Annotated in this window: 12 protein-coding genes; 2 read left to right on the top strand and 10 right to left on the bottom strand. The window is 66.7% G+C overall.

Annotated features, from left to right (window positions below):
• Positions 1–3 precede the first annotated feature (3 nt).
• From algG to argF, 9 genes are all read right to left on the bottom strand, one after another.
• On the bottom strand, positions 4–1635 hold the full coding sequence (gene algG / locus VQ067_RS07780; RefSeq protein ID WP_023091105.1) for a mannuronan 5-epimerase AlgG: 1632 nt from the start codon (positions 1633–1635) through the stop codon (positions 4–6).
• A 20-nt stretch (positions 1636–1655) separates the two neighbouring features.
• Positions 1656–3128 carry an outer membrane porin AlgE gene (algE, locus tag VQ067_RS07785; RefSeq protein ID WP_003092105.1) on the bottom strand — a complete coding sequence of 491 codons (1473 nt, stop codon included), beginning with the start codon at positions 3126–3128 and terminating at the stop codon, positions 1656–1658.
• Entirely contained in the window at positions 3125–4552 is a 1428-nt protein-coding gene (algK, locus tag VQ067_RS07790; protein ID WP_003110463.1) for an alginate biosynthesis TPR repeat lipoprotein AlgK, read from the bottom strand. Before algK ends, algE begins: the two co-directional genes overlap by 4 nt.
• Positions 4553–4565: 13 nt before the next feature.
• On the bottom strand, positions 4566–5735 hold the full coding sequence (gene alg44 / locus VQ067_RS07795; RefSeq protein WP_003092101.1) for an alginate biosynthesis protein Alg44: 1170 nt from the start codon (positions 5733–5735) through the stop codon (positions 4566–4568).
• A gap of 82 nt (positions 5736–5817) precedes the next feature.
• The gene (gene alg8, locus VQ067_RS07800) at positions 5818–7302 is read right to left on the bottom strand and encodes a mannuronan synthase (protein WP_003119545.1); all 1485 of its coding nucleotides are present in this window, start codon (positions 7300–7302) and stop codon (positions 5818–5820) included.
• Positions 7303–7440: 138 nt separating this feature from the next.
• Positions 7441–8751, bottom strand: a complete 1311-nt coding sequence (algD, locus tag VQ067_RS07805; RefSeq protein ID WP_003110461.1) for a GDP-mannose 6-dehydrogenase — start codon at positions 8749–8751, stop codon at positions 7441–7443.
• Between the two features lie 902 nt (positions 8752–9653).
• Complete coding sequence (gene yaaA, locus VQ067_RS07810; protein ID WP_023108668.1) at positions 9654–10433, bottom strand: peroxide stress protein YaaA; 780 nt, start codon at positions 10431–10433, stop codon at positions 9654–9656.
• A 106-nt stretch (positions 10434–10539) separates the two neighbouring features.
• Positions 10540–11622, bottom strand: a complete 1083-nt coding sequence (locus tag VQ067_RS07815) for an ABC transporter ATP-binding protein (protein WP_023099320.1) — start codon at positions 11620–11622, stop codon at positions 10540–10542.
• A 4-nt stretch (positions 11623–11626) separates the two neighbouring features.
• The gene (gene argF, locus VQ067_RS07820) at positions 11627–12544 is read right to left on the bottom strand and encodes an ornithine carbamoyltransferase (RefSeq protein WP_003092090.1); all 918 of its coding nucleotides are present in this window, start codon (positions 12542–12544) and stop codon (positions 11627–11629) included.
• A 313-nt stretch (positions 12545–12857) separates the two neighbouring features.
• Here argF and VQ067_RS07825 point away from each other — a divergent pair, with 313 nt between their 5' ends.
• Complete coding sequence (locus VQ067_RS07825) at positions 12858–13289, top strand: hypothetical protein (protein ID WP_009313597.1); 432 nt, start codon at positions 12858–12860, stop codon at positions 13287–13289.
• Between the two features lie 393 nt (positions 13290–13682).
• Here the strand turns inward: VQ067_RS07825 and eprS are convergent, their stop codons facing one another.
• Positions 13683–16670, bottom strand: a complete 2988-nt coding sequence (eprS, locus tag VQ067_RS07830) for an autotransporter serine peptidase EprS (RefSeq protein ID WP_033991464.1) — start codon at positions 16668–16670, stop codon at positions 13683–13685.
• A gap of 298 nt (positions 16671–16968) precedes the next feature.
• On the opposite strand from eprS, the gene VQ067_RS07835 reads away from it, so the two are divergent.
• A complete protein-coding gene (locus tag VQ067_RS07835) occupies positions 16969–19077 on the top strand; it encodes a molybdopterin oxidoreductase family protein (protein ID WP_003110009.1) in 2109 nt (702 codons plus the stop codon).
• Positions 19078–19149 lie beyond the last annotated feature (72 nt).

A 19149-nucleotide genomic window follows, 5' to 3' on the forward strand; every position in this document is an offset into this window, starting at 1 on the left:
TCCTCAGTCCTGGAGTTCGGCCTGGCTTTCCACGGGGTCGATCAGCACCGCCTTGTCCTGGCGCACCAGCAGGTCGAGGATCTGGTCCTGCTTCTCGCCGAGAACGCCGGGCAGGCTGATGCCGGAGGATTTGGTCGGGGCGAGCATCGCCACCCGGTACAGTTCGAGGCTCAGCGGCGAATCCACCGAGAGCGGGCCGGAGCCGTTGCCGGCGAGCTTGCCGCCGACCACGATCAGCGAGACCTTGGTGTCGAACGGGTCGAGGGCGATGTTGCGGTCGGTGTTGGTGAGGTCCTTGATGTGGCCGTACACGCCGATCAACTGGTTGCCCGCCGCGAGGTTCTCGTAGAGGCGGATGTTCACGCTGTTGCGCACGCGGATGCCGTGGCGGCGGTTGGCCAGGACCTGGTTGCCCCAGAGCAGGTTGTCGCCGCTCTCGTAGAGGGTGATGCCGTCGGAATGGTTGCGGTAGACCTCGTTGTAGGCCACCAGGTTGCCCTCGCTGTTACGGTCGAGGACGATCCCGGAAAGCTTGTTCTCGTAGCTGCGGTTGTTGAAGATGAAGCTGTCGTTGACTTCCCGCGAGACGATGATGCCGTGCTTCTTCCTGGTCCCGTGGACGGTGTTGTCGGCGATGATCAGGCGGTGCGAACGGTCGTGCGGGTCGATGCCGTAGACGATGTTGTCGCGGTAGGTGTTGCCCTTCACCACCAGGTCGTCGGCCTCGTAGCAGTAGAAGCCGTACCAGCTGTCGACGATGGTCGAGTCGATCACCCAGCCCTTGGGGCGCGGGCGCTTCATCTGCTTGTCCATGCCCGGGCTGTACTGCGAGATGGAGATGCCGTAGGCCTTGGAGGCGTTGTAGCCGAAGCTGGTGAAGGTGCTGTTGCTCAGGTACACCTCGGCGCCGCCCCAGGAGATCAGGAACGGACGGAACTCGTTGGGCGTCCTGAACCAGGCCGGCTCCTTCTTCGATTCGCTCCAGCCGGTGACCTTGCTGTCGCGGACGAACAGCATGCCGTCGTTGACCAGGAACGCGCCGCGCTCCTGGGACAGGCGCAGTTCCTTGACCTGCTTGTCGATGTCGAGGGTCGCGCCCTGGCTGACCACGATCGGCAGGCGGGCGACGAACACCCCCGGCTCGACCTGTTCCAGCGCGCTGGCGGGAAGCTTGCCGGCGAGCTGGGCGAGGTTCACGTAGCCGCCTTCGATGAAGATCGCCTGGGGCATCTGGCGCTGGCGCTTGACCCATTCGGAGAGGCGGTTGCTGCCACCGGTGAACTCCTTCAGCGGCTGCTGCTGGACCATCCGCTGCACGCTGGCGCGGCCACCCGGCTTGCGCACGATCTTGGCTTCCACCGCGGCGGCGGTGTAGCCGGAGAGGTCGGGCAGTTTCGGCGGGTCCAGGTGCAACGGTTCGGCCGGCGCGGTGGTTACCGTGTAGTTGCCGGTTTCCTTCAGGCCCTGGGTCAGGCCCGGCTCGTTGCCGGCCTGCGCCGGGACCGGCTGCGGTTTCTCCACCGGCTGCGCCGCCCACGCCTGGCCGTGCAGCAGCACCGCGCCGAGCACTGCCGCGGCCAGCGGGCGCAGGCGCGGGAGCCGGCGGCGGGGGATCGAAAGGGAAATGTCGGGCATGTCCGGTTTCCTCGCGGGGCTCAGAAGCGCCAGATGAAGTCGACGAAGGCGCGGTGCATGGTCGAGTCGGTGCCCGGCCCGTAGGCGTCGCCCGGCTTGAACAGGCCGCCGCGGAAGCGGATCAGCGCCGAGGGCTCGTCGACGTACTGGCTCATCGAGGCCGGCAGCAGGCCTTGCTTGAAGTACTTGGTCACCACCAGGTCGAGTTCCTGGCCGATGTCCTTCTCGCCCGGTTGCAGGGCGGCGTTGATGCCGCTGGTGCCGATGTCGGAGTCGTCGTCGACGCGCCAGAACTTGTGGTAGACCAGGCTCGCGTCGTAGTCCTCGCGCAGTTGCCAGGAGCCGAACAGGGTGGCTGCCTGGAGGTTGCTCAGTTCGCCGCGGAAGGCTTCGCCGAAGCGGTGCACGCGCGAGCGGGTGCCGGTGAAGTTGGAGCGATTGCTCTCCAGACCGGTCTGCTGGAACTGCTCCTCGCCGTCCTTGCCACCGCCGCTGCCACGGGCGTAGCCGACGCCGGCCTTCCACTGCTCGTCGATGTTCCAGCGCAGGCCGAGGTCGACGCCGAAGGCATTGACGTCGCCGCTCTGCTTGCCGGTGGCGATGCGCCGGTCGTCGACCGTGGTGGTGGTCAGGTTGTCGCGGTCGCCGGTCAGCCAGGTGGCGCTGGCCCAGTAGTTCAGCGGCATGCTCGAACGATAGTTGTAGGCATCGCCGGTAGCCTCGATGCCGAGCCAGGTGAGCTGGCCGGTATAGGTCTTGTCGAGGTTGTCGACTTCCTCGCCGGGGCGGCGCAGGTGGCCGCTGTCGTCGGCGTGGTGGATGCGCACGCCGATGCGGTGGTGCGGCGCCCACTGGGTGGAGATGTCGCCGAACACATGGGTGCGGTCCTTGTCCTCCGGAGCCAGTTCGTCGAGGTCGGTGCGGTATTCGCTGAAACGCTGGGCGACCCCGGCGTGGGCGTTGAGCAGGGTGGTCTCGAAGCTCCAGTTCAGCGCCTCGATGTTGGTGTCCTGCCACTGGCCGCTGTCTTCCCGCAGGCGCTGGCGGCCGAAGCGCAGGTGCTCGCCGGGGTAGGCGGTGAGGCCGGCGTAGTCGACCCAGAATTCGCGTGCGGCGAGGTAGCTCTTGTCCGGCTCGCGACCGTCGTTGCGGCTGTTGTTGCCGTCGTCGGTGTCCGATTGCAGGGTGTCGGTCTCGATGGTGTCGGTGGCGGCCACCGCCTGGCCCATGAAGTAGGCGCTCCAGTCGCCCCACTGGCCGAAGGCCCAGGGCCGCAGGTCGATACCGATGTCGTTGAGGGTGCCGCCGGGAGCGGTGCCGAGGTCGCGATCGTTTTCCGATTCGCCGGTGATCTTCACGTCCAGGCCGAAGTTCTTCGGCGCCTCGCCGCTGTTGGCGGCGAACGCCGGCGCGCCGAGCAGCAGGGCGATGGCCAGGGACAGGGCGCGCGGCGCGAAGGACGGCCGCGGGTTGACGGAACGGGAGCTGTTCATAGGCTTTCTGGCTCTTCTTCGTTGATCGGCGAGTCCTGGCTCTGCAGCAGGCTGACGGTGGCCTGCCAGTTGTTGCCGCGGCTCTGTTGTTCGCGCTTGAGCAATTGCTGCGCTTGGCTGCGTTCGGCCGGCGGCAGTTGCGCTTCGATCTGCCCGAGCAGGTCGCTGGCCTGCGGTACCTGCTGCTGCACGGCGAGCTGGCCGAAGACGTAGGCGTTGACCCGGTTCGGCTGGATGCCGCGGCCCTGCGACCAGAGCTGGGCCAGGGCCATGTCGGCGCTGGCCTGGCCGGCGCGGGCGGCGAGGATCAGGTGGTCGACGGCCTTCTGCGGATAGACCTTGCCGAGGAAGCCGCGGCGGTAGATCTGCCCCAGGTAGTAGTTGGCCTGGGGTTCGCTGGCGGCGGCCTTGAGCAGGTGCCGCTCGGCCTTGCGCGGGTCCTGCGGCGCCCACTTGCCGTCGTAGTAGAGGCGCCCGAGGAGCAGTTCGGCGCGTGGCTGGGCGGCGTCCTGGGCGTTCTTCAGGTAGCCGAGCATCTTTTCCAGGTCACCCTGGTCGGGATAGTCGTAGAGCAGCTTGGCCAGGCTGACCCAGGCCGCGGGGTAGCTCGGCGCGATCTCTTCCAGCAGCGCCTGGGCGGTCTGCGGGTCGGGCTGGCCGAGTTCGCCGTCGGCGAGCACCCCGGCCACCGAGTCGACCCGCTCTCCGGGCACCCGGCCGGCCTTGTAGGCGGCGCGCAGCTGTTCGAGCAGGGCCTTCTGCTTTTCCGCGTTGCCCTGCATCTGGTAGACCGTGGCCAGTTCGTACCAGCACACGTCCATGCGCCGCAGCCAGCGCTGGCAGACCTGCTCGATCTCGCCCAGGTGCTGGGCGTAGGTGCCCTGGGTGCGGTAGAGGATGATCTGCGCCAGGTCGGCCTGCGGCAGTCCGCGCGCGCGCCACTGGTCGATGCGCTGCTGCGGGTCGATTTCCGGCCAGGACTGCGGGTATTGCAGGTAGAGCACGATGAGCGGCACCAGGGCACTGTCCTCGCCCTGTTCGAAGGCCTGGCTGAGCAGGCGCTCGGCCTCGCGGTGCTCGGCGTCGCTGGCGCCGGGCTTGGCAGCCAGCCACTTGCCAAGGCGCGCGCGGGCCCGCGGCGAGGTCTGCGCGGCCTCGCGGTAGAGCTTTTCGGCCTTGGCCTGCTGGGCGCTGTCGCCGCTGGCGACCTGCATGTCGGCGAGGCCGACCTGGGCGTCGGCGTAACCCATCGCGGCCAGGGCCTGGTAGTTGCTCTGGGCGGTGGCGAGGTCGCCGCGCTCCAGGGCCTCCTGGGCCAGGCGCTGGTCGGGCAGCCCGGCGCAGCCGGCGGCCAGGGCGATGGCCGAGGCCAGCAGCAGGTGCCGGGACGCCAGGGGCAGGGGAGGGAGGATGGGCATCTTCATGGTCGGGTACCGGTCAGCGAGCGGTGGCCAGGGTCACGGCCTTGTTCAGCAGGGTGCGGCCGGGCAGGCCGCCGATGCTGACCTCGGCCGGGCGGCCGGCGTACTGGGCGTCGAGCGGCTGGTCGGGCTGGATCTGCACGCGGATTTCCGAGGACAGGTCGCCGTCCACCGGCGCGGTGTTGACGATGCGGCCGCTGCGGTTGACGCCGTCGCCGGCGACCTGGAAGTTCACCCGGGTGCCCGGCGCCAGCTCGGCGGCGTTGCGGTAGGGGAAGCGCGCCTCGATGCTGGCCACGCTGTCGCGCGGCGCGAGGGTGAAGATCACCTGGCCCTTGTTGGCGTATTGCCCGTCGGCTACCAGTTGCTGGACCACGCGGCAGTCGCAGGGGCTGGTCAGGGTCCCTTTCATCTGGTGGCCGAAGAGCTTCTCGATGTTGCCCGGGTTGAGCTGCTCCTCGGTCAGGTTGCCCTTGAGCATGTCCAGCAGGTTGGCCGAGAAGGTGGCGATCGGCGCGCCTTTGGCGACTTCCGCGTTGGGCCCGAGAAGGCTCTGCACGGTGCCCTCGCGGGGCATGGTGATCTGCTGGTTGGGGACGCTGACCACGCCGGAATCGGCATGGGTGACGAAGTACAGGTTGTACATCTGGTTGAGGATGAAGGCGAAGGCGCCGACTCCGACGACGAAGATCGCGGTGCTCAGGGTCACCGCCCGGACCCGGCCGAAGAAACCCATCCCGCCGTTGCCGCCGCCCTGCTTGCGGGCCTTGGTGAAGTTCTCGCGCTGGAGGGTATTGAGCATGTCGCCGACGCCGATCACCTCGCCGGCCAGGTAGGAGGTGATCAGGTAGCGCAGGGCCGCCACCTCGCGCGGCTTGAGGTTCTGGAACTCGCAGCCGACCCGGCGGCTGGCGGGGTCCACCGAGCGCACCTGGAACTCCACTTCGAGGGAAAAGCTGATGCTGTCGACCTGGAACAGCAGCTTGCCCTTGTACAGGTCGCCGGGCTGGATCGGCGCGCCGCTCGCGGTGAAGGCGAAGCCGCCGGCGGAGAGATCCAGCAGGCGTGCGTCGACGCCTTCGCGGTTGGCGCCGATGTAGCGGATACGCGCCGGCAGCTTGACCCGGGCGAACTGGCGCTGGGCTTCGGATTCGTGCACGACGTTGACGTTGACGGCTGTATTCATGGTGTCGGGTCCTGTTCGGTCCAATCTGGGTCGATTTGCGCGCGGGCCGCGGCCCTGGCGTTGTCCGTAGTCGATTCGGTGGTCATACGATGGTCAGCAGCACGGCGACGAAGATGCTGGCGGCAGAGAAGGTCATGGCCCGCGACGACCAGGCGTTGAACCAGCGCTGGAAGCTGGCCAGGCCGCGCTCCAGCTTGGTCGGCTGGCGGGTCCAGGACTGCCGGTCGAGGCGGAAGAACACGTAGATCTTCACCAGCGCGCCGACGATCTGGTTGTAATAGAGGATCAGCGGATAGGCCGGGCCGATGCGGTGCCCGGAGAGCGAGAGGAGCAGGGTCAGCACCAGGCGGGTGAGGCCGATCCAGAGCAGGTACACCAGCAGGAAGGCGATGCTGTACTTGAGGCTGGCGAGGATCGCCACCACCAGGCCGAGCAGGCTGGTCCACATCGAGACGCGCTGGTCGAACAGCACCAGCATGGTGAACCAGCCCAGGCGCCGCGCGCCGAGCTTGAGCGCGCGCGAGTTCTGCCGCAGGTTGTTGCCGTACCAGCGGTACATCAGCTTGCGGCTGGCCTTGATGAAGCTCTTCTCCGGCGGGTGCTCTACCGTGTTGATCGCCGCGTCGGGCACGTAGAAGGTGTCGTAGCCCAGGCGCATCAGGCTGAACCAGCTGGACTTGTCGTCACCGGTGAGGAACTTGAAGCGACCCAGGCGCCAGTGCTCCAGGTGGTCGTTCTCGACGTCGGTGATGAACTCGGGGTTGGTCACCACCCGGGCGCGGAACACCGACATCCGTCCGGTCATGGTCAGCACGCGCTTGGACAGGGCCATCGAGCACATGTTGATGTGGCGCTGGGCGAAGCGCAGCTTGTGCCACTCGCTCATCACGTAGCCGCCCTGCACTTCGCAGAATTCATTGGTGGTGAGGCCGCCGACGTTGGGGAAGAGCTTGAACCAGGGCACGGTCTTCTTCACCACGCCGTGGTCGAGCACGGTGTCGCCGTCGATCACCGCGACCACCGCGTCGTCGTCCGGCAGGTGCCGGGAAATCGCGCGGAAGCCATAGGCCAGGCCGTCGCGCTTGCCGGTGCCGGGAATCCGCACGAAGTCGAGGCTGACCCGGTCCGGCGGGTTCATCTTCTCCCACAGAGAACGGACCAGGACCTCGTCGGACATCTCGACGATGGAGCAGACCACGGTGGTCGGGTAGCCGCTGTCGATGGCTTCGCGGATCACCGAGCGATAGACCATGGCAGTGGTCAGGGCGTCGATGCGGAAACTGGTGACCATCAGGAACACGTGCGACGGGTCGGCCGCGCTGCCCAACTGGCGCACGCGCCGGCGGTAGTACGGGTAGACCACGTGGAGGAACAGCATGCCGCGCAGGAAGTGCACGCCGCCCATGGAGTAGCGCCAGATGCCGACGGCGCCGATAAGCAGGATGAAATCCTTGGAGTCGGCGTCGAACACGGTCTTCGGCACTGCCAGCGCGAGCACCATCAGCAGGCTGAGGAACACCAGCCAGCCGGTGGCTTCGGCGAGGCCACGTTTGTAAGTTTCCATCATCAGTTCCATCGGGCTGGGGACCTTGGCCTCGACGCCGGCGTGCGCTTGTTGTTGTTATGGCGCACGCCGCGGAGACGGCCTTCGGTCCGAGGGCGATAAAGAGGTTCTTTACCGGCTCACGGGGCCAGGGGCGGCCCGCTACCAGCAGATGCCCTCGGCCTGGGCAGTGGTGGTGTGCGGCATGAAGCCCACCAGGTCGACCAGCTTCTTGCCGCTCGGGGTCTTGTTCACCAGGTCGACGAACAGCTCGTCGCCATTGCCCAGCACCAGCACATCGGAACTCGCCACCACTTCGTCGAGGTCGGAGACCAGCAGCGAGGAGACGTGCGGGATCTTCGACTCGATGTATTCCTTGTTGGCCCCGTGGACACGCGCGTATTCGACGTTGCGGTCGAAGATGCGCAGCTCGTAGCCCTTGCCGATGAGCATCTCGGCCAGCTCCACCAGCGGGCTTTCGCGCAGGTCGTCGGTGCCGGCCTTGAACGACAGGCCGAGCAGGCCGACCTTGCGGGTGTCGTGGCTGGTGATGAGATCGAAGGCCTTCTGCACCTGGTTGGAGTTGCTGCGCATCAACGAACCGAGCATCGGGTGCTCGACGTCCAGCTGGCTGGCGCGATAGGTGAGGGCGCGTACATCCTTGGGCAGGCAGGAGCCGCCGAAGGCGAAGCCGGGACGCATGTAGTAGCGCGACAGGTTGAGCTTGTGGTCCTGGCAGATCACGTCCATCACCTCGCGGCCGTCGACGCCGACCGCCTTGGCGATGTTGCCGATCTCGTTGGCGAAGGTGACCTTGGCGGCGTGCCAGACGTTGCAGGTGTACTTGATCATCTCGGCGACCTCGACGGTCTTGCGGATGATCGGCGCGTCCAGCTCGCGGTAGATTTCCTCGAGAAGGTCGCCGGTCTGCTTGTCCAGTTCGCCGATCACGGTCATCGGCGGGAAGTCGTAGTCCTTGATCGCGGTGCTCTCGCGGAGGAATTCGGGGTTGGTGCCGACGCCGAAGTCGACCCCGGCCTTCTTGCCCGAGCAGTCCTCGATCAGCGGGATCACCACGTTGTTGACGGTGCCCGGCAGTACGGTGCTGCGCACCACCACGGTGTGGCGTTCGGACTTCTCGCGGATGGCGAAGCCGATCTCGCGGCAGACGGTCTCGATGTAGCCCAGGTCCAGGTCGCCGTTCTTCTTGCTCGGCGTGCCGACGCAGATGAACGATACGTCGGAGTCCAGCACGGCCTTCTTGAAGTCGGTGGTGCCCGACAGCCGTCCGGTCTGCCGGCCTTGCTGCAACAATGCTTCCAGGCCCGGTTCGACGATGGGCGACTTGCCCTGGTTGATCAGGTCGATCTTGGTGCTGGAGACATCCACACCAATGACTTCATGACCGCGTGCCGACAGGCAGCCAGCACATACTGCACCGACATAGCCCAAACCAAAGATGCTGATTCGCATCGCATTCACCTCGATTGTTTGTCGCGCCGTTAATGAGGTGGCCGTATGGCCACTTCCCTATCTGGCGAGCCGTTACTACGAGCCCCGATCCAGAGCCCTTGATCCGCCTTCAGGCAGTTTCGAATAGAGTGCTTAGTTGTTCGGCACTCTAATAGGGCAAGTTATAAGTTCATGCCCTTTAATGTTTCAGGTGGGTTTCAATAACGGTGCATAACCCGACCTTGGATGCTTCGTTTTAGTTCGGTCCATAGAATTCAAGTTTCTAAAGGCCTTTAATTTCAACAGGTTGAGTTTGTCCCTCGGAGCGGAGCCCGATTATTCGAGACGGTTTCAAGTTGCTCTGCCCATAACTATCGATAGGCATCGCGGTGATAGGATGTTTTCTCTGCGAGGGAAGTTCCGGCCGTTTGTCCCGCTCGCGAAATATTTGGAAATATCCGTTTGATATCACTTGATACCAACTTGATGGCCTTTCCGTTAAATGCCTGCCAATGGCCACTAGTTGCAGAATGCATGGCGGCTGAAAGTTCCGCGTCACCGGAATGAAACAGAAGCCGCTTTTACCGCCTTAAGCAAACCTTAAGGATTCCTTAATCTTCGATCCATGCACTTTGCAATCGTAATTTGCATGTAATGGCGGGAGGCTGGTAATGGCCAATGGATTACGCCGGAGATGGCATTTCCGCCTTGAATTGGGGAAAAGTCTGTGGGCTGGGCGTGAAAAAATGTGATGCAGTTCCGCATGACTTGCAGACGAACGGTTGAGTAGGCCTATTCGCCACAAGGGCTTTTCCGGGGAGAAAGGCGACGCAGCAGGGGTGCCGGAGGGACGAACGGTAGCGCCAGGAGGCGTCGGCGTGCCGAAAGAGGAGCGGCCCGCCAGGGCGGCGGGCTGGGGGAGGTCAGTCGTGCGGGGCGTCCCTGAGGAATACCAGCTGATCCGGGCCGGACTGCTCGGCGCTGAAGTAATAGCCGTGGGCGTTGAAGTCCTTCAGCCCGGCCGGGTCGCGCAGGCGCTCGCGGATCACGTAGCGAGCCATCATGCCGCGAGCCTTCTTGGCGTAGAAGCTGATGATCTTGTACTGGCCGTTCTTCAGGTCCTTGAACTCGGTGTCGATGACCCGCGCTTGCAGCGCCTTGCGCTTCACCGCGCCGAAGTACTCGTTGGAGGCCAGGTTGAGCAGCACGTCGTCGCCCTGGGCGGCCAGCGCTTCGTTCAGCCACTGGCTGATACGCTCGCCCCAGAAGGCGTAGAGATCCTTGCCACGGGCGTTGGCCAGGCGGGTGCCCATTTCCAGTCGATAGGGCTGCATGAGGTCGAGCGGGCGCAGCACGCCGTAGAGACCGGAGAGCATGCGCAGGTGATCCTGGGCGAAGGCGAAATCGTCCTCGCCGAAGTCTTCCGCGTTGAGGCCGGTGTAGACATCGCCCTTGAAGGCGAGCAACGCCTGCTTGGCGTTCTCCGGGGTGAACTCCGGATGCCAGCTGGCGTAGCGAGCGGCATTCAGGCCGGCGAGCTTGTCGGAAAGCTTCATCAGTTCGCTGATCTGCAGCGGCGTGAGCTGGCGCAGTTGCTGGATCAGTTCCTGGGCGTGGTCCAGGTATTGCGGCTGGGTGAAGCGGTGGGTGACCGGCGGGGTCTCGTAGTCCAGGGTCTTGGCGGGGGAAATCACCATCAGCATCGTTCAGGCTCCTCGAATCGTCGGGCGATTGTAGGGGCTGGAGACGTCCGGCTCCACCTATGCGGTCGATAGGGAAAGGCGCCGCCGACCGAACGGCGCCGAGGTATCAGGCCTGGACGGGGGCGAGGTGCGCGGCGACGCTGCCCCGGGCGGCGAACACCACCAGGTGGTCGGCGGCGACGCGGATACCGACGTCATCGCCCGGCTGGTGGTCGGCATGGCTGGGGAAGATCGATTCCAGCTGGGTACCGGTGGGCAATTGCAGGCGGTACAGGGTGGCGGCGCCGAGGAAGGTCTTGCCGACGATCCGCGCCTTCAGCTCGCCCTGCGGCGCGTGCACCAGGTCGTCCGGGCGCAGCAGGACGTCTACCGCGCTGCCGGAAGGCAGGCTGTAGGCGCGATTGCCGCGGATCACGCCGAGTTCGGTCTGCACCGTATCGGGGCTGAGCAACTGGCCGCGAATGAAGTAGCCCTGGCCGACGAAGCTGGCGACGAAGGGCGTCAGCGGCTCGTGGTAGAGGTTGTAGGGAGTGTCCCACTGTTCCAGGTGACCTTCCTTGAACACGCCGATGTGGTCGCAGACGGCGAAGGCTTCTTCCTGGTCGTGGGTCACCAGGATCGCGCTGGTGCCGCGTGCCTTGAGGATCTCGCGAACCTCCTGGCTGAGGCTGCGGCGCAGTTCCACGTCGAGGTTGGAGAAGGGTTCGTCGAGCAGCAGCAACAGCGGTTCGGGCGCCAGCGCGCGGGCCAGGGCCACCCGTTGTTGCTGGCCGCCGGAGAGTTCGTGGGGGTGGCGCGCGGCGAGGTGGTCGAGCTTGACCAGCTCCAGAAGCTCGCGCACCAGGCGCTCGCGTTGTGGATGCTTGCGGATGCCGAAGCCGACATTGTCGGCCACGCTGAGATGGGGGAACAGCGCGTAGTCCTGGAACACCATGCCGATCCGGCGTTTCTCCGGCGCCAGGGTGAAGCCGGGACGCGAGATGACTTCGCCGCCCAGCTCGATCTGCCCGGTCAGCACCGGTTCGAAGCCGGCGATGGCGCGCAGGGTGGTGGTCTTGCCGCATCCCGAAGGACCCAGCAGGCAGCCGATGTCTCCGGCATTGAGGTGCAGGTCGAGGTCCTGCACCACTTTCTGCGAGGCGTAGCCGCAGGCGAGATCTTTCAGGTTCAGCAGCAGGTCGTGGCTCATGGGCTCAGGCGTAATGGGCGTGTTCGATCAGCAATTCGAGGAGGGCCTTCTGCGCGTGCAGACGGTTCTCTGCCTGGTCCCAGGCTACCGAGCGCGGGTCGTCCAGCAACTCTTCGCTGATTTCCTCGCCGCGGTGGGCCGGCAGGCAGTGCATGAATAGTACATCGTCGGCGGCCCCATCGAGCAACGCGGCGTTCACCTGGTAGGGACGGAACAGGGCGATGCGCGCGGCGGCTTCGTCTTCCTGGCCCATCGAGGCCCACACGTCGGTGCTCACCAGGTGCGCGCCGGCCACCGCCTCGCGCGGGTCGCGGACGACGCGCAGGCGGTCGCCGGCAAGGGCGACGAACTCGGCCTTCGGCTCGTAGCCCTCGGGGCAGGCCACGCGCAGCTGGAAGTCGAACTTCAGCGCCGCTTCTATATAGCTGTTGCACATGTTGTTGCCGTCGCCGATCCAGGCCACGGTCTTGCCCTGGATGCTGCCGCGGTGCTCGTGGAAGGTCTGCATGTCGGCGAGCAACTGGCAGGGGTGCAGGTCGTCGGACAGGCCGTTGATCACCGGCACCTTCGAGTGCGCGGCGAATTCCGTCAGGGTGGCGTGGGCGAAGGTGCGGATCATCACGCCGTCGAGCATCCGCGACATGACCCGGGCGCTGTCGCCGATCGGCTCGCCGCGGCCGAGCTGGGTGTCGCGCGGGGAGAGGAAGATCGCCTGGCCGCCGAGCTGGATCATCCCGGCTTCGAAGGACAGGCGGGTACGGGTCGAAGCCTTCTCGAAGACCATGCCCAGGACCCGGCTCTTCAGCGGCTCGTAGAGCACGCCTCGGTTGCGCAGGTCCTTCAGCTCGCTGCCGCGGCGGATCAGACCGATCAGCTCTTCGGGGCTGTAATCCATAAACGAGAGAAAGTGCCGTACGCTCATCGCTGACTACCTTTTATTTTTACTGCTGGCCGAGGCACTGGCCGGCTTTCGCGAGAGAAAACGGGACTGGACCTGCGGCGGGACCGCAACGTGCGGGAAAATAGGGGAAGGCGCGATCTTATAAGGAAATGTCGCGGAAACACAAGGAGGGGCTTGGAAGGCGCGGGTTACGGGGTTTTTCCGGGTCTTCGCGGTTGTCCCGCCGCCAAAGTCCCGCCTCGTCGATCTATCGGTTGAGCGGGGCGACGCTTTATGCTGTGCGCGCCCGAATGCCTTCATGGAGGAGGCGGGTTTCGGACCAGGGAGGTCGAACATGCACACGGGAGAAACACTCGCCGCCGCGCCGCCGGCACGGCCATTGCGCCAATCGCGGCTGGGCGGCCTGTCGCTGTTCCTCGCCCTGGCCGGGGTCGCCATCGCGCTGGCGGTGATGGCGCTGGCGCTCGGCGAGCGGATCGACCTCAGCGACGAGAACCATCTGCTCGGCCTGTTCGCCGCCTTGCTGGCGGTCTTCGCGGTATCGACCTGCGGCCTGGTGCTGGGCCTGGCCGGCCTGCTCAGGCGTAGCCGCAAGCGTCACCTGGCCCTGGCCGGCATCGTCCTCAACCTGTCGTGCCTGCTCTGGGGCTGGCATGCGCTGAGCACGGCGGCGGCCGCGATCCTGGTGGTCCTGGGGCAAACCGGGTTGTCGTTCCTCAGCGCCCTGGCGGTGCTGTTCGGCATGATCTTCTTCCGCCAGGCCTGACCCGTTCAGCGACTGTGCGCAGGCAGCCTGGGCGCCCGCCGTTCGGCCGCTCGTTCATCGGATTGCCGGATTGCGGCCATTCGTCGCGGATTTGCAGGGGCAGGGGCTCAGCCGGGGAAGGAGGGCGCGAGAGGAGCAAAAGGTGAGCCCCGGAGGTGCGGATCTCCGGGGCTCGTGCGGCACGGTGGTGCGGGCACCGGGTCGCGATCAGCGCTGGAAGGGATAGTACAGCGCTGGATGGACAGTATAGCGCTATGCATTTCGCATGAATCCTTTAGTTAGGTCTTTTTCTCATATTTGCAGCGGTTTCGTGACCGAGGGCAATGAAGTGGCTTTTTCCCCTTGCCGCCCGCCGGAACCCATCCAACGGACGGCATGCCCTCGTAACCGAAGTCAGAAACGCCAGTCGACGGCCAGTCCGACGCCATGGTCCTTCTCGCGGCTGCCCAGCAGGCCGTTGTAGCCCAGCCGCACGCTCACTTCGCGATTCACCGCGAGGCTGGCGTCGACGCCGAGCAGCGCGGCGTCGCGGGACAGGGCCACGCTTTCCACGCTGAATGGCTGGCTGCCGCTGGCGAACGCCAGGTGGCGTTGCGGGGTGGTGTCGCTCAGGTTGTGGCGCCAGCCGAGGGTGCCGGAGAGCGCCAGGCGGCGTTCGGCATCCAGCTCGAAATGCCGTTTCGCGCGCAGGCCCAGGGTGGTGAAGGCGGCGTCCAGGTTGTCGTCGCCACCCTCCAGGGCCGCGGCACTACCGCGTTCGCGGAAGTCATCGCTGGCGACGTGCACGTAGGCCAGCCCGGCGAAGGGTTCCAGCTCCAGGCTGCGCCAGCCCAACGCGTAGGCGGCCTCGGCGAACAACTGGCTGCTCTGTGCGTCGAGCTTGGCCTTCTGCTTGCCGGCCACGGCGCCGTATTGCAGGTCGCGCTTGACCTCGGCGCGGTGCCAGGCGTGCGCCGCGCCGAGGCTCAGGCGCCATTGCTGCAATTGCCGGCCGAGGTAGGCGCCGAGGTGGTAGCTGTCGATGCTGGCGGAGGATTGCAGGCTACTGTCCATGTTCAGCGAGCTGTTGCTGTAGCCGGCCACCAGGCCGAGGCGCGTGTCGCTGGCGACCTGGCTGTCGACGCCGAGCAGGAAGCCGCCGACCGAATGCCGGTAGCCTTCGCTGCCGTGGCTGCCATCGGCACTCTTGCCCCAGGAGCCGAGCGCCTTGAACCAGCCTTCGGGAGCCTCCCCGCCGGCCTCGCCGTCGCTGGCCTGGCGCAGGCGTTCGCTGACGCTGTCGCGCAGATAGCGGCTGTCGTTGAGCAACAGGCCGGCGAGCGCCGGGTAGATTTCCCCGGACAATTGCTGGAAGGCCCGTTGGGCGGTTGCGGCGTTTTCCGACAGGAGCAGGCTTTCGTAGACCGGGTTGCCGGCGCCGAGCGCTTCCACGGCACCAGCGACCGCCGCCTGGTTGGGCGTCTGCGCGACGCTGGCGAGGGCCGTGCCGTTGCGTCCGATATCCAGGCGGATGGCGTTGGCCGCGTAGTCCAGGGTGCCGCCGAGGAACAGGTAGTTCGGCAATACCGCGTCGAAGCGCCCCTCGATGCCGCCGGCGGCGTCGAGGATGTCGTAGCGGCGGCCGACCAGGCTCTCGACCTGGGACTGGCTGAGCAGGTCAGGGCTGTTTTCCATGGCCAGGGTGACATTGCCGCCCGCGATGCTCGCCTTGCCGCTGGCGACGATCCGGTCGCTGGCGCTTTCCGAAAGCTCCACCGCGTAGGTCGAGCCGGATTCGAAGCGCAGGTCCCCGGCGACCTCCAGGGTGCCGATGGAGTTGCCCGCGGCCACCGTGCCGCCGGAGCGCGCCAGCAGGCCGCCGATCCTGCCGTTGCCGCCGAGGGTGCCGCCGGCATTGACTTCGACGGCGGACAGCAGCGAACCGTCGACGCTCAGCAGCCCGCCATCGACCAGGGTCGGCCCGCGATAGGTGCTGTCGCCGCTCAGGACCAGGCTGCCGGCTCCGGCCTTGACCAGGCTGCCCTGGTACTGGCGCTGGGCGGCGGCCTGGTCGCGGGCCATGCCGATGGCATAGTCGGTGCGTTCCTGCTGGCTGGCACCGGCCGGCAAGCCGTTTTCCCAGCCCTTGTCCTTCAGCGTCCGCTGCCAGGCCGCGTGCTCGGCGGCGTCCTCGGCCTGGCGCTGGAGCAGGGCGCTATCGGAAATCGGGTTGCTCCATTCGTCGCGCAGGCCGGCCGGAAGGTTGGCCTCGAAGCGGCCGAGCAATTGTCCAGGCCCATGCATCGCCCGACCGAGATCCGGCACGCCCCAGCCGACGGTGTCGGTGGGGGCGCCGGTCGGCGTGCCGTCGAGCTGGGTGGCGGTGGTCAGCAGAACCTGCAGCGCCTGCTCGTTGTTCAGGTACGGATAGCGCTGCATGACCAGGGCCAGCGCGCCGGTGGCGTGGGGCGCGGCCATCGAGGTACCGGACTTGTTGGCGTAGCCGCCGCCGGGCATGGTGCTGTTGATCAGGCGGCCGGGCGTGGTGATGCACCAGTACTTGGCGATGCCGCAGCGGTTGTAGCGCTGGCCGTTCTGCTGGTCGAGGCCGGACACGGCCAGCCAGTGGCCTTCCAGGTCCGGCTGGAAGTAGGGCAGGGCGGAGCGCACGCTGGCGTTGGCGTAGCCGCTGTTGCCGGCGCTGAAGACGTTGATCACGCCCTGGCGGGAGACACCGGCGGCGGCGTCCAGCCAGGTGGAGCGCCCGTAGTGCTGGGCATAGGCGGCGTGCAGGCCGTCGAGGGTCTCGTAGCTGACGTCCTTGGGCTGGCTGCCCCAACTGTTGTTGATCGCCCGCACCCCGGCGTCGGCCAGCGCCTGGTAGGCGGCCTTGAAATAGTTCGGGTCGGGCGTCGGGCCGAACAGGAAGCTGTCGTTCTGGTTGGTGTTGGCGACGTACACCTGTGCCGCGTAGGCCACCCCGTGCATGCCGACGCCGTCGCGCGAGGCGCCGAGGGTGCCGCCGACGTGGGTGCCGTGGGAGTCGTTGTTGCCGTTCATCGCGCCGCTGACGCTGAACGGCGTGCCGTCGACATAGGTGCCGCTGGCCGTCACCGGCTGGTAGCGCGAGGCGGGGGTATCCGGATGGCTCGGGTCGAAACCGGAGTCCATCTCGCCGATCTTCACGCCCTGGCCGTCGATGCCGGCGGCATAGGCCTGGTCGGCCCGCATCCGTTCCAGGCCCCAGTCCTGCTGGTATTCGGCGGAGCGCCAACTGGCCGGATCGCCGGGCCGACCGGTTTCGACATAGGCGGCCGTGGCCGGCTGGGCGATCCAGGCGCCCAGCAGCAGGGCGGCTGACAACGAGGTGGGGTGAGGGCGGAAGGGGCGGGCGTCGGTCATGCGGTCTCCACGCTTTATTGGTCTTGTCGGACAGGGGCGGACTCGAAGAGACAAGGTTTAGCACCGGCTTTCGCCGCGCCGGAATTCCCAGGTGGATAGTTGACAGCCGGACAAACGGCACGCCTCCCCTCTACCGCGCCCATCGGCCAGCCTGATGCCTGGCGATTCAGCCGACTGACGCTGCTGGCGCGGCGGCGGAAGGCGCCGCATAGTGCCGATTCGACGACTAGACCGGTCGTCTGGTCCTCGCGTACGCGCCGGGCCGCGACGGCCGGCGACGACAATGAAGAGGCGAGCCATGAGCAAGACCCTCCACTACCGTGCGTGCCATCTCTGCGAGGCCATCTGCGGGCTCGCCATCGAGACCGAGAGCGACGAGGGCGGCGTGCCGCGGATCCGCTCGATCAAGGGCGACCCGCAGGACAGCTTCAGCCGCGGCCATGTCTGTCCCAAGGCGGTGGCCCTGCAGGACATCCAGGACGACCCCGACCGCCTGCGCCAGCCGTTGCGCCGGGTCGGCAGCGAGTGGCAGCCGATCGGCTGGGACGAGGCCTTCGCGCTGGTGGCCAGCCGCCTCGGCGAGATCCGCGAGCGCCATGGCAACGATGCGGTGGCGGTCTACCAGGGCAATCCGAGCGTGCACAACTACGGCCTGATGACCCATAGCAACTACTTCCTCGGCCTGCTGAAAACGCGCAACCGCTTCTCCGCGACTTCCGTCGACCAGTTGCCGCATCACCTGGTCAGCCAGCAGATGTACGGCCATGGTTTGTTGATCCCGATCCCCGACATCGACCACACCGACTTCATGCTGGTGCTCGGCGGCAACCCGCTGGCGTCCAACGGCAGCATCATGACCGTGCCGGACGTGGAGAAGCGCCTGAAGGCGCTGAAGGCCCGCGGCGGCCGGCTGGTGGTGGTCGATCCCCGGCGCAGCGAGACCGCGGCTATCGCCGACCGGCACCTGTTCATTCGTCCCGGCCAGGATGCGGCGCTGTTGCTCGGGATACTCAACACCCTGTTCGAGGAGCACCTCGGTCGCCCCACGCCGCTGCCGGTCGACGGGCTGGAGCGGGTGCGCGAGGCGGTCGCGGTCTTCGACGCCGAGTCCATGAGCGTGCGCTGTGGCGTGCCGGCCGAAAGCATTCGCCAACTGGCGCGGGATTTCGCCGCCGCCGAACGGGCGGTCTGCTATGGCCGGATGGGCGTTTCCACCCAGGCCTTCGGCACGCTCTGCCAGTGGCTGGTGCAACTGATCAACCTGGTCACTGGCAACCTCGACCGGGTCGGTGGCGCGCTGTGCACCTCGCCGGCCCTGGACCTGGTGGCGAGTACCTCGGGTGGCCACTTCGACCGTTGGCGCAGCCGCGTCTCGGGGCTGCCGGAATATGGCGGCGAACTGCCGGTGGCGGCATTGGCGGAAGAAATCCTCGGCGAAGGCGAGGGGCAGGTGCGCGCGCTGGTCACGGTAGCCGGCAACCCGGTGCTGTCCACGCCCAACGGGAGGCGGCTCGAACAGGCCCTGGACGGCCTGGAGTTCATGCTCAGCATCGACCTCTACATCAACGAGACGACCCGCTACGCCGATCTCATCCTGCCGCCCACCGCGCCGCTGGAGCACGATCACTACGACACCACCTTCAACGTCTTCGCCGTGCGTAACGTGACCCGTTTCAACGAGGCTGTGCTGCCGCGTCCCGAGGGTGCGCTGCACGACTGGGAGATCTTCGTCGGCCTGGCGCGGGCCTTCGCCGCGCGCAACGGCCTGGAGCTGAAACCGACCCTGGAACCGCAGCAGATGATCGACCTGGGCCTGCGCGCTGGTGCCTACGGCGACCGTTCCGAGCACAGGCTGAGCCTGGCCACTCTGCGCGAACATCCCCACGGCATCGACCTCGGGCCGCTGCGGCCGAACCTGGCGCCGCGCCTGAAGACCGTCGGCCAGCGCATCCAGGCCGCGCCGCCGCTGTTCGTCGACGACCTGCAACGCTTCGCCGCACAGCCACTGCCTGCGTCCGACCAGTTGCTGCTGATCGGACGACGCCACGTGCGCAGCAACAATTCCTGGATGCACAACTACCATCGCCTGGTGAAGGGCAAGCCGCGTCACCAGTTGCTGATGCACCCGCGGGACCTGGAGGGTCGCGGCCTGGTCGACGGGCAGCGGGTGCGGGTGCGCTCGCGGGTCGGCAGCGTCGAGGTGGAGGTGGCGGCGAGCAGCGAGATGATGCCCGGGGTGGTCAGCCTGCCGCACGGCTGGGGCCACGCGCGGCCCGGCGTGCAACTGGCGATCGCCCGCGCCCAGGCCGGCGCCAGCGCCAACGACCTGACCGACGAGCGTCATCTCGACCTGCTGTCGGGCAACGCCGCGCTCAACGGCCTGCCGGTGGAGGTGGAAGCGGCCTGAGCGGGTCGACGGAACGCGAGAGTAAAGCCGAGCGTCGCGCTAGGCTTTCCGATACAATACCGGTCATTATTT

This window comes from Pseudomonas sp. KBN12P06040 (assembly GCF_037574965.1).
GTDB classification, from domain to species: Bacteria; Pseudomonadota; Gammaproteobacteria; order Pseudomonadales; family Pseudomonadaceae; genus Pseudomonas; species Pseudomonas aeruginosa.

Coding starts and splice junctions, on each gene's coding strand:
- algG (WP_023091105.1), bottom strand. CDS start 1,635: ATGCCCGACATTTCCCTTTCGATCCCCCGCCGCCGGCTCCCGCGCCTG.
- algE (WP_003092105.1), bottom strand. CDS start 3,128: ATGAACAGCTCCCGTTCCGTCAACCCGCGGCCGTCCTTCGCGCCGCGC.
- algK (WP_003110463.1), bottom strand. CDS start 4,552: ATGAAGATGCCCATCCTCCCTCCCCTGCCCCTGGCGTCCCGGCACCTG.
- alg44 (WP_003092101.1), bottom strand. CDS start 5,735: ATGAATACAGCCGTCAACGTCAACGTCGTGCACGAATCCGAAGCCCAG.
- alg8 (WP_003119545.1), bottom strand. CDS start 7,302: ATGATGGAAACTTACAAACGTGGCCTCGCCGAAGCCACCGGCTGGCTG.
- algD (WP_003110461.1), bottom strand. CDS start 8,751: ATGCGAATCAGCATCTTTGGTTTGGGCTATGTCGGTGCAGTATGTGCT.
- yaaA (WP_023108668.1), bottom strand. CDS start 10,433: ATGCTGATGGTGATTTCCCCCGCCAAGACCCTGGACTACGAGACCCCG.
- VQ067_RS07815 (WP_023099320.1), bottom strand. CDS start 11,622: ATGAGCCACGACCTGCTGCTGAACCTGAAAGATCTCGCCTGCGGCTAC.
- argF (WP_003092090.1), bottom strand. CDS start 12,544: ATGAGCGTACGGCACTTTCTCTCGTTTATGGATTACAGCCCCGAAGAG.
- VQ067_RS07825 (WP_009313597.1), top strand. CDS start 12,858: ATGCACACGGGAGAAACACTCGCCGCCGCGCCGCCGGCACGGCCATTG.
- eprS (WP_033991464.1), bottom strand. CDS start 16,670: ATGACCGACGCCCGCCCCTTCCGCCCTCACCCCACCTCGTTGTCAGCC.
- VQ067_RS07835 (WP_003110009.1), top strand. CDS start 16,969: ATGAGCAAGACCCTCCACTACCGTGCGTGCCATCTCTGCGAGGCCATC.